This window comes from Tetzosporium hominis (assembly GCF_002265435.1).
In the GTDB taxonomy this organism is placed as follows: Bacteria; Bacillota; Bacilli; order Bacillales_A; family Planococcaceae; genus Chryseomicrobium; species Chryseomicrobium hominis.
This window is the reverse complement of record NZ_NOKQ01000276.1, coordinates 121,193-137,014: the sequence shown is the minus strand read 5'-3', so window position 1 is coordinate 137,014 and position 15,822 is coordinate 121,193. Positions and strand designations below refer to the sequence as shown.

Below are 15,822 nucleotides of genomic sequence, written 5' to 3'. Positions count from 1 at the left end.
ATAAAAATATGAATGACTATTCATTCATATTTTTATAGTAGTATTTAATTTTTATTCTGTCAACTTGTTTGTGATTGCTTGAGCTTTTCTTTTTCTTCCTCAATCAACGTACGTCGTAAGATCTTTCCTACCGCTGTTTTTGGAAGCTCCTCACGGAACTCATAGAAACGAGGTACTTTAAATGCTGCAAGCTTTGTGCGGCAGTAGTCGTTTAATTCTTCTTCCGTCACGTTGTGTCCATCTTTAACTACAATGTACGCTTTTACCGTCTCACCACGGTAAGGATCCGGGATACCAGCTACGACACATTCTTGAATCGCTTCGTGCTCGTATAGAATCTCTTCAATTTCACGAGGATAAATATTGAATCCACCTGCGATGATCATATCTTTCTTACGATCGACGATGTAGAAGTAACCGTCTTCATCCATATACCCTAAATCACCTGTTAAGAACCATCCATCACGAATCACCATTTCTGTTTCTTCTGGTCGGTTCCAATACCCCTTCATGACTTGTGGTCCCCGTACAGCAATTTCTCCTACTTCACCAACTGGGAGCGGCTCTGTAGAATCCATTTGGAAAATCGCAGAATCTGTGTCTGGCCAAGGAATCCCAATCGATCCTTTGACTCGTTTATCTGTGTAGACCAGGTTCGCATGAGTTACCGGTGACGTCTCAGTTAAGCCGTAACCTTCTACAAGACGACCGCCTGTCACTCGTTCAAATTTCTCTTGAACTTCTACCGGTAGTGCAGCCGATCCACTGATACATGCATTGATAGAAGACAAATCATATTTTCCGAGGTTCGGCGAGTTTAAGATCCCAATATAAATCGTTGGTGCTCCAGGGAACAATGTCGGTTTCTGTTTGTCGATTGTTTTGAGAGCGGTTTCAACATCAAATTTAGGAAGTAAGATCATTGTATTAGCTTGCATAATGGATAGTACTAGCACTGTAGTCATTCCGTAAACGTGGAAAAATGGAAGAATACCAAGGACACGTTCTTTTCCGTCTTCACACTCATATAACCAAGTCTTACACATCGTTACGTTGGTGACAAGATTTTTGTGAGTCAACATAACTCCCTTAGGGAATCCAGTTGTACCACCTGTGTATTGAAGCATCGCCAAATCATTTTCAAAATCGATGGCCACATCTTCTTTCTCCGCTTTAGCCACTTTCATGACTTCTGTGAATAAATGATTTGAGCCACGGTGCTCTACTTTTACAGAAAAGCCGTATTGTTTCTTTTGAATGAAAGGATAGACCATGTTTTTTGGGAATGGAAGATAATCTTTAATTCCGGTGATGATCAAGTTCTCTAAATCCGTCTCTTTCATGATTTTAGAGATACGCGGATAAAGAATATCCAATGTAATGATTGCCTTAGCTCCCGCGTCTTTTAACTGATACTGTGCTTCTCGTTCTGTATAGAGTGGGTTTGTCTGAACAACAATTCCCCCTGCATACAAGATACCGTAAAACGCAATGACTCCCTGCGGACAGTTCGGTAGCATAATTGCCACACGGTCCCCTTTTTGAATCCCAAGTGTCTGCAAATAGTTTGCAAACTTCAGTGCAGATTCATAAAGCTCAGCATATTTCATTTCTTTCCCCATGAAATGAATAGCAACGTTGTCCGGGTAGTTCTTTGCAGACCGAGTCAGAAATTCTTGAATCGGTATTTCCTCATACGTCAAAGTATGTGGAATTTGTTCAGGGTAATGCTTCTGCCACACTTTTTCTGCCATTGTAAGACCCCCTTGATTAGAATAGCGTGAATATTCCTAACTTTAGTATATGAAAATATGAATGGCTATTCAATCTATTTCTACATGATAAGACGATTTCCATCAAAAAAATAACAAGGACTGGGAAGATTTAACGTCATTCTTCACAATCCTTGTTCGGTTATCTTATAAAAACATAATACACTCCGACTGCTATAAATAGAACGGCTACAACTAATAACACTTTCGCTAATTTTTCCATTGGGCACTCCTAATTTGAAATACTTGCACCGATCACGAAGGATAAACCGACGGATAAGATGAACGAGATGAAACCAACAGAACGGTTATCCTGTTCAATTTCTTTATCTACATTGAACGAAGGGGTTAAGAATTCAAATAACCAATACGCAATAATGAGTAGCGCAAAACCAAATGTTCCCCAGCCAATCATCTCTAAAAATGAAGAGTGTTTTTCAATCGAGAACCGAAAAATATTGGCCACACCAAAGATTTTTCCACCTGTCGCTAATGCAACGGCAACATTCCCATTCTTGATTTCCGCCCAGTTCTTATACTTCGTAACGACTTCAAACAATACCATGGCTATGATCAAACATAAGATCACTACGCTGAAATATCCCGCTGATTCTACGAGCGGATGAGACCAAAATGCTAAAAGTGACACCGTGCTCCCCCTCTTCCTATGCTTCTACATTCTTGTTGTACGTTTGACTTGCAAAGAGGTTTCACTTTTATTTCAACTCTACGATGGTCACTCCGTAGCCACCTTCGCCTGCTTCTCCAAAACGGTAGCTCTTCACACGGCGGTCTTTCTTCAGCATCGTCTGTATGCCTTGACGAAGAGCACCTGTACCTTTTCCGTGAATGATACTCACTCGTGGATAGTTTGCTAGTACGGCATCATCCAAATATTTTTCAGTTCGCAAGAGCGCATCTTCGTAGCGCTCCCCACGCAGGTCAAGTTCCAGTTTGACTCCTGCTCCTGAACGACCTCCCACTGAATGCACCGACACAGTAGGTTGTGGTTTATCTGGTTTCACAAATTCCAGATCACTTTCTGGTAATTTCATTTTCAGAACGCCGATTTGAACGGCCCACTCATCTTTCGAGACTTTCTCAAGCAATGTCCCTTTTTGACCAAAGGACAAAACCTTTACTTCATCTCCTGCCTGGAGATTCTGAGCTCTTTGTTTCTTTTGTTTTTCTTTTTTCAGCACGGGATTCTCCGGCAACGCGCCTTCTAATCGTTTTCTTGCATCGATTATTTCGTGTTCTTTCACACCAGCTGCTGCTTGTTTCTGAAGCTGGCGAAGTCCTTGAATCACACTTTCAGACTCACGACGCGCTTCGTCCACAATCTTCTTCGCTTTTTCACGCGCTTTTTCAGCAAGCTGCTCTTTCTTCGCTTCGTAATCAGCCAAGCGTTCCGCAAGCTCTTGTTTTAGTGCTTCGGATTCTTCAAGTACTCGTTTGGTATCTTCTGCATCTTGTTCGGCTCTCTTACGACTTTCTTCTAATGATGCAATCATCGTATCGACTTCGCTACGATCGGTCCCTGTAAAGCCTTCCGCGTGTGAGATGATATGTTGTGGCAAACCAAGGCGTTTTGAAATTTCAAAGGCATTGCTTCGGCCTGGAACGCCCATCAACAATTTGTAAGTCGGACTTAGAGTCTCTACATCAAATTCAACGCTCGCATTGATGACGCCTGGACGGTTGTAGCCATATGCTTTCAGTTCCGGATAGTGAGTTGTCGCCATGACACGTGCGCCTCGTCCATGAACTTCATCTAAAATCGAAATAGCAAGTGCTGCTCCTTCTTGCGGATCTGTACCGGCACCTAGTTCATCAAACAGCACTAATGAATACTCATCGAATTTCTTCAGAATATCGACGATGTTAACCATATGAGACGAGAACGTACTTAAGCTCTGCTCAATGGATTGCTCATCTCCGATATCGGCAAATACCGATTTGAATACCGCAACCTCTGAGCCATCTAGTGCTGGAATCGGGATTCCACTCTGCGCCATTAATGTGCAAAGTCCCACCGTTTTTAAAGTGACGGTCTTTCCCCCGGTATTGGGTCCCGTTATGACGACGGCCGTATCAGGATTTCCGAATTCGATGGTATTGGCCACTGCTTCTTCTTTTTTCAGGAGTGGGTGACGCGCTTTCACGAGGCGAATGCGGCCTTCTTGATTGATAGTTGGTCGTGTGCACATTTCTGCAGTACCGTATTTAGCTTTGGCGAATATTGCGTCTAATGTCGCCATCGTTTTGACTAGATGGAATAAGTCCGATGCGACGATTTCAACTTGCATCGATAATTCTTTCAAGATGCGTTCAATTTCTTCTTGTTCTTTCACTCGAAGAGCCCGTGCATCGTTATTGAGCTGCACGACTGCATTCGGTTCGATGAACAAAGTCTGACCCGAAGACGATTGGTCGTGGACAATTCCGCCATAATGACTTCTATATTCCGCTTTTACAGGAATCACGTAGCGGTCATTGCGAATCGTGACAATAGCGTCCGACAACATCTTCGTCGCATTCTGACCTCTTGTGTAACTATCAAGTTTTTCACGGATACGCTGGACGGCTGTTCGGAGTTGCTGACGAATTGATCGCAACGTCTGGCTTGCAGAATCGAGGACCATCCCATTGTCATCGATGCAGGCGTTGATTTCATGCTCGAGTTCTGTAAGGATTGGTAGCCCGTCTGTGTAGTTCTTCATATGTTTAGTAGAAAAATCTTCAGCATCCGTGACATCTTCTATAAACTTACGAAGAATCTTACTCGAGCGAATGGTAGATGCAATTTCCATTAGTTCCATAGCACTCAAGATGCCTCCGATTTGAGCACGACGTGCATGAGGCCGGACATCAAACAAGCCACCAAGAGGCACATTCCCGCGTACACGAAGAATCGCTAATGCTTCGTCTGTCTCTTCTGTCCATGTTTGGATCTGTTCAAAATCTGTTGAAGGCACAAGTTCTTCTATTATCGTCTTTCCAACTGAAGACGTGGCAAATGATTTTACATGATCAATAACTTTTGGGTATTCCAGTGTATGCAGCGCCTTTTTTGCAATCATAGTGCGCCTCCTTTACTTTCGGGAGAGATAGTCTAAAAACTTCTTCGGCTCCCAAGTGTTTACGATAGTTTCTTTAGTGAGCCACGCTTTTTGGGCGTGACGAACTCCGATATCCATGAACCGGAGATGATCTAAATGGTGCGCATCAGTATTAATAGCGACTTTCACACCAAATTCTTGCGCTCTTTCAAGCCACGGCACAGCAAGGTCTAAGCGGTACGGATTGGCATTGAGCTCGACAATCTTGTCATATTCTTTTGCCCATTGCAGCAGTTGTTCCACATCCGGCTCGTAGCCTTCACGCTCCCCGACGATTCGACCTGTCGGATGCGCTATCATATCCACATGTGGATTCGATACAGCTGCAAACAGACGCTCCATAATTTTCTCTTGTGGTTGTGAGAAACTTGAGTGGATGGATGCTATGACAAAATCGAGTTCTGCTAACAACTCATCATCAAAATCAAGTGTTCCGTCCGGCAAGATATCCATTTCCGTACCTGATAGGATATGGATGTCCGGATAGTTCTTTTGAAGTTCTTTAATTTTTTGATTTTGTTCGCGTAGACGTTCTGGAGTCAGTCCATTTGCCACTCGTAGATAGCGAGAATGATCGGTTATAACCATCAACTTGTAGTTCTTAGCAGTACACCCTTCAATCATTTCCTCTAAAGAGTGCGCACCGTCTGACCAAGTCGTATGCATATGCAAGTCTGAGACGATGTCTTCTAATTGAACCAAATTCTTAAGTTCGTTAAGACGATCCAGTTCTTGACCCGTCTCCCGTACACTGGGTGGGATAAATGGCAGGTCAAAATCCGCAAAGAATTCGGCTTCAGACGCATACGTTGTGACCGTTCCGTCTTCTTTCTCGACACCGTACTCACTGATCTTCCAGTCTTTTTCTTTAGCCAGTTGTCTCATGCGAATATTATGGTCTTTTGATCCTGTGAAGTGGTGTAATGTAGTAGCAAATTCACTTTCCACAACGAAACGGAAGTCCACATCGACACGTTCTGGTTTTGCAAGTGAGACAGACATTTTTGTATCGCCATCTGCAATCATTTCTTCAATTTCTAATGAAGCCTTAAGCATCTCTTTAACTGCTTCTACGTGATCAGTAGCAATTACAAAATCTAAGTCTTTGCTCGTCTCTTTCGTTCGTCGGAAAGAACCAGCTACAGATGCTTTATTTACATTTTGATGGTTGTGCAGTAACGATTCGATATGTTCGACGATCGGCTCTAACTTCCAGATCGGATAGCGGTCCGGTCGGCTTGCAAGTTGATCGAGTTCTTTTAAAATCTTCTCTTCTGTTTTTTTGCCAAACCCAGCGAGTGCCTGAACCTCGTTTTTCTCACATGCTTCACGCAGTCCTTCAAGCGTTTCAATACCAAGTTCTGCATGAAGCCTCGCAATTTTTTTACCGCCCATGCCAGGAATTTGCAGCATTTCAACAAGTCCTTGAGGGACTTGTTTTTCAAGTTCTAAAAGTAGCGATGATTCGCCATCTTGAATTAGATCGGTGATGACTCCACCTGTTGCCGCTCCGATTCCTTTTAACTTCGTTGGGTCGTCCATTTCAGACAAACTTCGAGAGTCTAACTCAAGCGTCTGCGCAGCTTTTCGGAATGCGCTGACTTTGAACGGATTTTCACCTTGAAGTTCCATAAGTAATGCAATTCGTTCTAACGTACGAATGATTGTTTTTTTATCCATCGATTGTACACTCCTTTGTATGAAAGCGACAAAAACTTCTCCCAGCTAGCGAGAGAAGTTTTGGGTTCATTATGATGCACGGCTGTCCTGATAGATGTACCACCAGTTTTTGACCGCTTCAGATAAGAATGGGGTGTTCTCTAAAATAAAGTGAGCGATGCCCGAGCCACCGATTGCCGTCTGTAAAAAGTCGACTGGTAATAGAGCGAGTACGTATAGGAAGACAAATAATAAGAAATAAATTTCAATAAATCCAAGAACCGCACCTAAAATACTGCTCACTTGTCCAAGAACTGGTAAGAACTTTAAGAAGTCGAACATAGACGCAACAATTTGCAGTGCAAACTTCACAATGAAGAATAAGAGTGCAAATGCGATGATTCGGTAAAACGTTTGATCAAGATCCAATGCTTCCACCGCAAACGACAGTTGCGAATTTGTCGTGATAGCAGGAAACGGAATCCACAGTACAAATTTTTCTGCAAGAGGTTTGTAATACTTAAAGGCAACGATCAAAGCGACGACGAATCCAACCATGTGAATCAGCTGCACAATCAGTCCACGCTTTGCTCCTACAATGATGCCTCCAATAAGAATAATCAGTAATAAAATATCAACCATTTAGACCGCCCTTTATCTGTTTCAATTCCTGTTCTAGTTGTTCCATTTGTTCTTTTACTTTTAAGTAGTCGTGCATCGTGTTCACGGCTGTCAGGACAGCAAGCTTTGCTGTATCCAGGCTTGGATTGGTACGTTGAATCTCTCTCATCTTATCATCTACCATAGTAGCTACTAGTCGCATATGTCCAGCCGATTCATATCCTGCCATTTTGTATGTATTGCCGTAAATATCCACGGCTACCCGTGTAATTGTTTGATCTGACAAAGACAAGACCTCCTCAGAAAATCCTAGTTTCTATGATACCATGAAGTAAAGTGAGTTGGAAAGAAAGGAACCCATGTTATGTCAAACATTGTCATTCAACTTGAAAACGATGCGTTATCTAGACTAAAAACCTCATATTCTTCTTATGAAATCCCAGTAAAAGCACCTGGGATGGTGTTCGCCGCTGCGCTCTCTGATACCCGTATCAGCGCTTATCGTTCCGGAAAAGTCATGTTTCAAGGTAGTGGTGCCGCGCGAGAAGCTGAAAAGTGGCAGGCTTCCGATGGTGGGGCTGCTAAGAAAAAATCGGCTCTTCTTCCAGCTGGATTCGACCGTCTGTCCGTTATCGGCTCTGATGAAACCGGAACTGGAGACTTTTTCGGTCCGATTACAGTAGCAGCTTGTTACATCCCTGCCGATAAAATTGAATTGGCCATCGAACTCGGCTGCAAAGATTCTAAACAATTGAACGATACGTTCATCCGCAAAGTTGCGCCGGACATCCAAGCCTCATTTCCACACAGCATCTTAGTACTTCCAATGAATAAGTACAACGATGCTACAGATAAAAAGTGGTCTCAAGGGAAAATCAAAGCTCTCCTTCACAACCAGGCTCTGAAACATGTGTTGCGAAAGCTTGGAGATACAAAGCCCGATGCTATTTTGATTGATCAATTTGCGGAAAAGTCCGTATACTATCGTCACCTTGCGAAACAACTTGAGATCGTTGAAGAAAATGTTTACTTTGCCACAAAAGCAGAAGGTCTTCATGTAGCAGTTGCAGCGGCTTCCATTCTAGCTCGCAATGCGTTTCTAGAGGAAATGGATAAGTTGTCTGAACAGGCTGGTGTGACAATTCCAAAAGGGGCAGGCGCCAAAGTCGATGAAGTAGCCGCACGCATCATTCGAAAACGCGGTTTAGATTATCTTCGGACGATTACGAAAGCCCATTTTGCGAATACCCAAAAGGCGTTGAAGTTGTCCCGGCGATGAGATTTTAGTGTGATGGAGGGCTAAGGACACAAACCGACAGACAAAGGGCACAAACGGATGAGCTGCGGGCACAAACCAAGATTTAAGGGCACAAACTGGCGTCTGAAGGGAACAAACCCCGCCACTTTTCTTATAAAGATCCTGTCACACTAAACCGAACTTACTTCTCAAAAAAAGACCTAGAGGACACAAATCCTCTAGGTCTTTTCCAATTATCCTCGCAGTTCCGCCCCTACTTGTTCAGCAAGTGCAGAAATTACTTTATCATGTGCTGCTACGACTTCTTCGTCTGTTAGCGTTCGCTCTGGATCTTGATATGTGATGGAGAACGCAACCGATTTTTTATCGGCCGCCATCTTGTCTCCTTGATATAAGTCAAATAGACGAATCCCTGTCACCAGCTTACCACCTGAAGCTCGGATTACCGATTCCAAAGTTGCTGCTGGCGTTTCGCGGTCCACCACTAGCGCGATATCACGCGTGATTGCCGGGAAACGAGATACGGCTGTATAACTGATGGTTGGAAGAACTTCTGTAATCAGTGCTTGCATGTTCAGTTCAAACACATATGTCTCTTTCAAATCGAGACGTTTTTGTTCAGTAGGATGCAATTGACCGATAAAGCCTACCACAATCTCGCCAAACAAAATATCTGCAGTGCGTCCTGGGTGCAAGCCGTCTCGTTTTGCTTGACGGTAAGAAAGAGTTGCTCCAAGTTTCGCTGCAAGTGCTTCAACGATTCCTTTTATTACGAAGAAATCGACTAGCTTCTTCTCGCCTTGCCATGCATTGTCTACCCAAAGGCCTGTCACAACGCCTGCCACATGCTCGATTTCTACTGGCAATTCGTCCATGCCTTGATCCAAGAACACAGAACCCACTTCATAAAGTGCGACACTTTCTACACGGCGTGCTACATTATAGCTCGCTGCTTCTACTAAATGAGGAATCAGACTTTGACGAAGTGTGCTGCGTTCTTCCGACATCGGCATTAATAATTTGGTAACCGGTGCTTCGTGTAGTGCAAATCGTTGTGCTTGTTCTGAGGACGTCAACGAATATGTTACCGCCTGATAGAGTCCTGCTCCTTCAAGAGTTTGACGGACTAGACGACGTTTAGCTTGATACGGAGTCAAACCACCCGCTTGATGAGCGCCTTCTGGCAACGTCATCGGGATACGGTCATAGCCGTACATACGTGCAATTTCTTCTACGATGTCTTCTGGAATGACGATGTCTTGGCGACGCGTCGGTGCATCGATGTAGAACAAGCCGTTCGCTACTTCGAATGGGAACTGTAAGCGCGTCAAGATATGCTGCATCTCATCAAATGAAATTTTCATCCCTAGACGTTCGTTGATGAAGTCTGGTGATACGATTACTTTCTTAGGCGATTTATCTAGTTCATCTACGACCACACTACCAGCTAAAACCGTTCCTCCTGCAAGCTCTGCAAGCAGTTGAGCTGCACGTTCAGCAGCAGCTTCCACACGGTTTGGGTCGACTCCTTTTTCAAAACGAGCAGACGCATCCGAGCGAAGTCCTAGGCGTTTCGAAGTTTGACGGATGAAGCTACCTGTGAAGTACGCAGACTCTAGTACGACAGTAGTCGTGCCTGCATGGACCTCACTGTTTGCGCCACCCATAACACCAGCAACAGCGACTGGCTCTTGACCGTTTGTGATGACTAAGTCTGTAGCTACCAATTTGCGTTCTTGGTCATCAAGAGTTGTCATCACTTCGCCTTCAGTAGCCATACGAACGACGATTTCTTTCGTTGCGAGACGGTCATAATCAAACGCGTGGAGCGGTTGGCCGTATTCCATCAACACATAGTTCGTGATGTCGACTACATTGTTGTGAGGTCGGACACCGACTGCCATCAAGCGATTTTGCAACCATTGTGGGGATGGGCCGACTTTGATATCTTTGATCACTTTTGCGATATACAGAGGATTTGCATCTAACGCATCAACACGAAGTTTTAATGCATCCTGTGCCGTTTCAGTTGCAGAAGCATAAGCGATTTCCGGAAGTTTAACAGGCTTTTGTAAAATAGCAGCTACTTCGTATGCGACTCCTAACATGCTCATCGCATCAGCGCGATTCGGTGTCAAACCTAGCTCAAGGATCGTATCATGTAGCGTTAGATAGTCCAGTGCGTCTTGTCCAACTGGAGCATCCGCTGGCAAAACAAAAATCCCATCTGCAAAGGCTTTCGGCACAACTTTCCCTTCGATCCCTAGCTCTTGAAGAGAACAGATCATACCGTTTGATTCTTGTCCGCGAAGTTTCGCTTTCTTAATTTTAAAGCCTCCTGGTAAACGTGCACCAGGCACTGCAACAATCACGTTCTGCCCCGCATCCACGTTCGGAGCGCCACAAACGATTTGAGACAATTCCCCTGTTCCCACGTCAACTTGGCAAATATTTAATTTGTCCGCTTCCGGATGTTTCTCTTTAGAAACCACGTGACCAATCACGACATTTTTCATATCTTGTGAACGCACTTCGATGGCATCTACTTCGATTCCCGAGCGCGTAATTTTTTCTGCGAGTTCAGCAGGCTGTTGATCCGTCAAATCCACGTAGTCTGCTAACCAATTGAGTGATACTAACATACTGTCTCCTCCTTACCCTTCACTGCGTTCAAATTGCTTGATGAATCGCATATCGTTTGTATAGAAATGGCGAATATCTTCTACGCCATATTTCAGCATCGCAATTCGCTCTGCTCCGATACCGAAAGCAAAACCAGACACTTTTTCTGGATCGTATCCTGCCATGCGAAGGACATCTGGGTGCACCATACCCGCACCTAAAATTTCAATCCAGCCAGTTCCTTTACATACTGAACAGCCACTACCGCCACATTTGAAGCAAGAGATATCCATTTCAACAGATGGCTCAGTGAACGGGAAGAAGCTTGGGCGCAGACGAATTTCACGGTCTTGACCGAACATCTTTTTCCCGAGTAGGTCAAGCGTTCCCTTTAGATCGGTCATACGAATGTTCTCGCCAATGACTAATCCTTCGATTTGCATGAATTGGTGCGAGTGTGTCGCGTCATCGTTGTCACGACGGAACACTTTACCAGGACAGATGATGCGAATCGGTTCGCCTTGCTTCTGCTCCATCGTACGTGCTTGAACAGGTGACGTGTGCGTGCGTAATAACAATTCTTCTGAGATGTAGAACGAGTCTTGCATATCCCGAGCCGGGTGACCTTTCGGAAGGTTTAGCGCTTCAAAGTTGTAATAATCTTTCTCGACTTCTGGACCTTCTGCGATCTCGTAGCCCATACCGATGAATAAGTCTTCGATTTCTTCGATGACTCTCGTTAACGGATGGTGATTCCCGATTTGGACCGTACGTCCTGGTAACGTCACATCAATCGTCTCGTTTGCAAGTTGGGCATCAATTGCCGCTTGCTCAAGCTCTACCGAACGCTCGTCTAGTACAGCTGTAACTTCTTGGCGCATCTCATTAACAAGTGCTCCCATCTTCGGACGCTCTTCAGCAGGCAATTTGCCCATACCTTTGAGTAAATCTGTGATCGGTCCTTTTTTACCGAGATACGCCACGCGGACGTCTTGCAGTTCTTTGACTGATTGCGCATCTGTGATCTTTTGAATAACTTCTTGTTTCAGTGCAGCAAGTTGTGCTTCCATCAGTTGTTCCTCCTTTTTTGACAAACAAAAAACCCGCCCCAAAAAGGGACGAGTTATCATCGCGGTACCACCCTAGTTATCATGCTCAAAGCATCATCACTCAAACGAATAACGGCTCGGAACCGGCCACCTTTACATTTCTGGTCTAAGTGGCAGCTACCTGGGGTGAACTTCTAAGAAGCGAATGGGAAGTGGTTGCAGTCTCGCCACGTTCTCCCTGAAACCATTCAGCTCTTCTTATACTTTTCCCGGTCATTGCTGTTGTATTTTCATTTCAATTATACGAGTGCCCTAGTGGAAATTCAAGCTTTTTCAGCGAAGTGATACAAGACGATAGCCGTAGCGATAGCCACATTAAGCGACTCTGCTTTTCCGTAAATCGGAATCGAGACGCGCTGGTCCACTTGTTGCAGAAGGTTTGGCTGTACACCGCTTCCCTCGTTCCCCATGATGAACGCCATTTTCTGTGTGACAGCTACTTCTTTGTAGTTGCTCGCATTTTCAAGAGCCGTTCCCATGATGGAGAAGCCTTCGTCTGCAAGTGAAGGAATCCATTCCTCAAGATCCGCTTTAATCACCGGCAAATGGAACGTCGAGCCTTGAGCCGAACGAAGTGTCTTTGGATTGTATGCGTCTGCGCTGCCTTTTCCTAAAATGACAGCATCCACTCCAGCAGCATCTGCCGTGCGAATCATCGTGCCTACATTCCCTGGGTCTTGGACAGAGTCAATAAGTAGGACGCGGCTCCACTCACTCGGTGCGACTTTCCAGCTCGGTTCGCTACAATGTGCGAAGATGCCTTGTGTGTGCTCTGTGTCAGCAAGCTCGTTAACTACTTCTGTACTAATTTCAATCACTTCAACACCGTCTATATCCCACTTGTGCTCAAGTGAAGCGTGGTCTCCTAAAAGGATATGCCTTACCATCCCAGGGACTTTCAAGGCTTCTTCCACTAAGTGATAGCCTTCCACTACAAACTCTTTCGATTTTTCACGATCTTTACGAGTCGTGATCAGTTTTTTCCAATGCTTCACGAGAGCATTGCCAGTCGATTCGATGCGTTTCATACGATACCTCTTTTTTTCTTTTTAGTGTATCACAGGTTGCTGCATAATTTGGATTGTCAGAAAACATACTAGGGAGGAAACGGAGGGATAAACATGTCATTTCAAATTCGACAATCGATCAGTTCGAGTGTAGCCGGTTCTAGTTCTGAAGACTTGTACGCTATGGTCGAAGATGCTATCAAAAAATGCAACGAGCATTTCTTGCCTGGTCTCGGTGTGTTCTTTAAAAAATGGTGGCAGCAAGCCGAACCGCATCTCAAGCAAGATGCCGTCAAACTGCTTGAGAAAACTTTCAACAATTAAAAAAATGGCCCAGCGTCTCCCGGGCCATTTCACTATGTAGCTCAGCTCGCCCTCTGGCAAGTCCTGAACAAAACCTCTCCGTAGCGGACGCCTGCCGTTACAGAAAGTTATAACAAGGAAGCAAGTACTGCTTTTTGTGCATGCAAGCGGTTCTCCGCTTGTTGGAATACATACGAGTTCGGCCCATCGATCAGACTAGCCGTGACTTCTTCTTCGCGGTGCGCTGGCAAACAATGCAAGAACGCATAATCTGTTTTAGCATGAGCAACGAGAGCATCATTTACTTGGAACGACTGAAATGCTTTTAGACGAGCCTGCGTTTCTTCCTCTTGCCCCATCGACGTCCAAACATCTGTATAAATACAATCAGCTCCCTCGACCGCTTTAACTGGATCAGTTGTGATGAGGAGTGACCCACCGTTTGTTATAGCAAGCTTGGAGATCTTTTCTGCGATCCACTCGACCGGCTCATAGCCAGGAGGTGTGGCAATGGCAATGTGCATTCCGAGATGTGCTGCAGCAATGGCCAACGAGTGCGCCACATTATTCCCGTCTCCGATGTAAGTCAGTTTCTTCCCAGCAAGTTCTCCTTGAACTTCTTGAAGTGTCAGCATATCCGCTAGAGCTTGGCATGGATGGAACAAGTCCGTCAAACCATTGATAACTGGAACCTGAGCATGTTCCGCAAGCTCTTCCACCATTTGATGGGAGTTAGCGCGAATCATGATGCCATCTAGATAGCCCGACAGCACGTGCGCCGTATCGTACACGGACTCCCCACGACCAATTTGCAAATCACGAGAATGCATAAACATACCGTAACCTCCAAGTTGCTGCATTCCCACTTCGAATGAGATGCGAGTTCGAGTCGAATGTTTCTCAAAAATCATTCCAAGTGTCTTTCCTGCAAGAAGTGGTGGACACTTTCCTTCTTTCGTAAGGAACTTGAGGTTTTTAGCAAGTTCCAGCAATTCTTTTACTTCTTCTGTTGAATAATCAAATAACGTCAGTAGATCTTTCCCTTTCAAACTTTCTACTGGTTTAATGTTCACCCATTCTAACAACTTCATTTTTTCCACATCCCCTTAATGTATATTCATGTAATTAGTATTATAAATATACATAAAGGTGAATGTCAATGCAAAATAATAAAATAACCCCGGGGGTTGTCTCACAATCGAGTTTTCTCGATCATCGTAACAACCCCAGGGGTCTACTACAATTAGTTAAATTTTAATTCTGCAACTGTATCCGCATCTAATTTTTTAATGACCTCAACAATCAGTTTTACAGCGTTTTCGTAATCATCACGATGCAAGATTCCTGCATGTGAGTGAATATAACGAGTCGCTACACCAATCGCCACAGCTGGTACACCATTCATCGTTAAGTGAATAGCACCTGCATCTGTTCCGCCACCAGCAATCGTTTCGAACTGATACGGAATGCCTGCTTCGTCCGCCGTATCCACAACTAGATCACGAAGACCTTTGTGGGATACCATGGAAGCGTCGAACAACACGATTTGCGGACCTTCACCCATTTTAGAAGTAGACTCTTTAGGAGTTACTCCCGGTGTGTCGCCAGCGATACCGACATCCACAGCGAATGCGATATCTGGTTGTACTTTCATAGCAGCTGTCTTCGCACCACGAAGACCTACTTCTTCTTGTACTGTTCCAACACCATACACAGTGTTTGGATGTTCTTGTCCTTGAAGACCTTTAAGAACGTCGATTGCAATCGCACAGCCGATACGGTTATCCCAAGCCTTAGCTAGTAGAAGTTTTTCATTGTTCATCACATGGAACTCGAAGTAAGGAACGATCATGTCTCCCGGAAGAACTCCCCACTCCATCGCTTCTTCTTTCGAAGAGGCACCGATATCAACGAACATGTCTTTAATATCAACTGGTTTTTTACGAGCTTCTGGAGATAAGATGTGCGGCGGTTTAGAACCGATGACACCTGTGATGTCTCCTTTTTTACGAGTAACGATCGTCACACGTTGTGCTAGCATGACTTGATTCCACCAACCACCAACCGGTTGGAAGAAGATAAACCCTTTATCATCGATACGAGAGACCATGAATCCAACTTCGTCCAAATGTCCAGCTACCATGATTTTAGGTCCATCTTGAGACCCTGATTTTTTAGCAATCAAGCTTCCCAAGTTGTCGTAAGATACTTCATCCGCAAACGGTGTAATGTATTTCTCCATCACTTCGCGAGCTTCGCGTTCATTCCCGGGAATCCCGCGAGCATCGGTTAGATCTTTTAACATTGTCAATGTTTCATCTAGCTTCGTCATTATTTCGACCTCCTAAA

Annotated in this window: 13 protein-coding genes and 1 other annotated feature; of the genes, 2 read left to right on the top strand and 11 right to left on the bottom strand. The window is 44.6% G+C overall.

The genetic code is table 11. The features are described 5' to 3' along the window. Positions 1-59: 59 nt before the first annotated feature. The 6 genes from CF394_RS12950 to zapA all read right to left on the bottom strand — a co-directional run bounded on the left by CF394_RS12950 (position 60) and on the right by zapA (position 7,460). Complete coding sequence (locus CF394_RS12950; protein WP_094944162.1) at positions 60-1,754, bottom strand: long-chain-fatty-acid--CoA ligase; 1,695 nt, start codon at positions 1,752-1,754, stop codon at positions 60-62. Positions 1,755-2,004: 250 nt separating this feature from the next. Then, on the bottom strand, positions 2,005-2,421 hold the full coding sequence (locus tag CF394_RS12945) for a DUF350 domain-containing protein (RefSeq protein ID WP_094944161.1): 417 nt from the start codon (positions 2,419-2,421) through the stop codon (positions 2,005-2,007). A gap of 67 nt (positions 2,422-2,488) precedes the next feature. After that, positions 2,489-4,855: an endonuclease MutS2 gene (locus CF394_RS12940; protein ID WP_094944159.1), complete on the bottom strand. Its 2,367-nt coding sequence runs from the start codon at positions 4,853-4,855 to the stop codon at positions 2,489-2,491. A gap of 12 nt (positions 4,856-4,867) precedes the next feature. Further along, on the bottom strand, positions 4,868-6,574 hold the full coding sequence (polX, locus tag CF394_RS12935; protein ID WP_094944157.1) for a DNA polymerase/3'-5' exonuclease PolX: 1,707 nt from the start codon (positions 6,572-6,574) through the stop codon (positions 4,868-4,870). A gap of 69 nt (positions 6,575-6,643) precedes the next feature. Further along, the gene (locus CF394_RS12930) at positions 6,644-7,195 is read right to left on the bottom strand and encodes a CvpA family protein (RefSeq protein WP_094944156.1); all 552 of its coding nucleotides are present in this window, start codon (positions 7,193-7,195) and stop codon (positions 6,644-6,646) included. Beyond that, positions 7,188-7,460 (bottom strand): cell division protein ZapA, encoded by a 273-nt coding sequence (zapA, locus tag CF394_RS12925; RefSeq protein WP_094944154.1) that lies wholly within the window; start codon positions 7,458-7,460, stop codon positions 7,188-7,190. The genes CF394_RS12930 and zapA overlap by 8 nt, the downstream gene beginning before the upstream one ends. A 78-nt stretch (positions 7,461-7,538) precedes the next feature. On the opposite strand from zapA, the gene rnhC reads away from it, so the two are divergent. Beyond that, a complete protein-coding gene (rnhC, locus tag CF394_RS12920) occupies positions 7,539-8,453 on the top strand; it encodes a ribonuclease HIII (protein WP_094944153.1) in 915 nt (304 codons plus the stop codon). Positions 8,454-8,665: 212 nt separating this feature from the next. Here the strand turns inward: rnhC and pheT are convergent, their stop codons facing one another. The 3 genes from pheT to CF394_RS12905 all read right to left on the bottom strand — a co-directional run bounded on the left by pheT (position 8,666) and on the right by CF394_RS12905 (position 13,191). Then, positions 8,666-11,074 carry a phenylalanine--tRNA ligase subunit beta gene (pheT, locus tag CF394_RS12915; RefSeq protein WP_094944151.1) on the bottom strand — a complete coding sequence of 803 codons (2,409 nt, stop codon included), beginning with the start codon at positions 11,072-11,074 and terminating at the stop codon, positions 8,666-8,668. Positions 11,075-11,086: 12 nt separating this feature from the next. Next, complete coding sequence (gene pheS, locus CF394_RS12910; RefSeq protein WP_094944149.1) at positions 11,087-12,124, bottom strand: phenylalanine--tRNA ligase subunit alpha; 1,038 nt, start codon at positions 12,122-12,124, stop codon at positions 11,087-11,089. Positions 12,125-12,165: 41 nt separating this feature from the next. Next, positions 12,166-12,389: a binding site (T-box leader), on the bottom strand. Between the two features lie 37 nt (positions 12,390-12,426). Next, positions 12,427-13,191, bottom strand: coding sequence for a TrmH family RNA methyltransferase (locus tag CF394_RS12905; protein WP_094944148.1), 765 nt, complete (start codon positions 13,189-13,191; stop codon positions 12,427-12,429). A gap of 93 nt (positions 13,192-13,284) precedes the next feature. Between CF394_RS12905 and sspI the strand changes: the two genes are divergently transcribed. Next, positions 13,285-13,494 carry a small acid-soluble spore protein SspI gene (gene sspI, locus CF394_RS12900; protein WP_094944146.1) on the top strand — a complete coding sequence of 70 codons (210 nt, stop codon included), beginning with the start codon at positions 13,285-13,287 and terminating at the stop codon, positions 13,492-13,494. Positions 13,495-13,601: 107 nt separating this feature from the next. Here the strand turns inward: sspI and argF are convergent, their stop codons facing one another. Then, complete coding sequence (gene argF / locus CF394_RS12895) at positions 13,602-14,564, bottom strand: ornithine carbamoyltransferase (protein ID WP_094944144.1); 963 nt, start codon at positions 14,562-14,564, stop codon at positions 13,602-13,604. A gap of 152 nt (positions 14,565-14,716) precedes the next feature. Beyond that, positions 14,717-15,805 (bottom strand): M42 family metallopeptidase, encoded by a 1,089-nt coding sequence (locus CF394_RS12890; protein WP_094944142.1) that lies wholly within the window; start codon positions 15,803-15,805, stop codon positions 14,717-14,719. Positions 15,806-15,822: the final 17 nt, after the last annotated feature.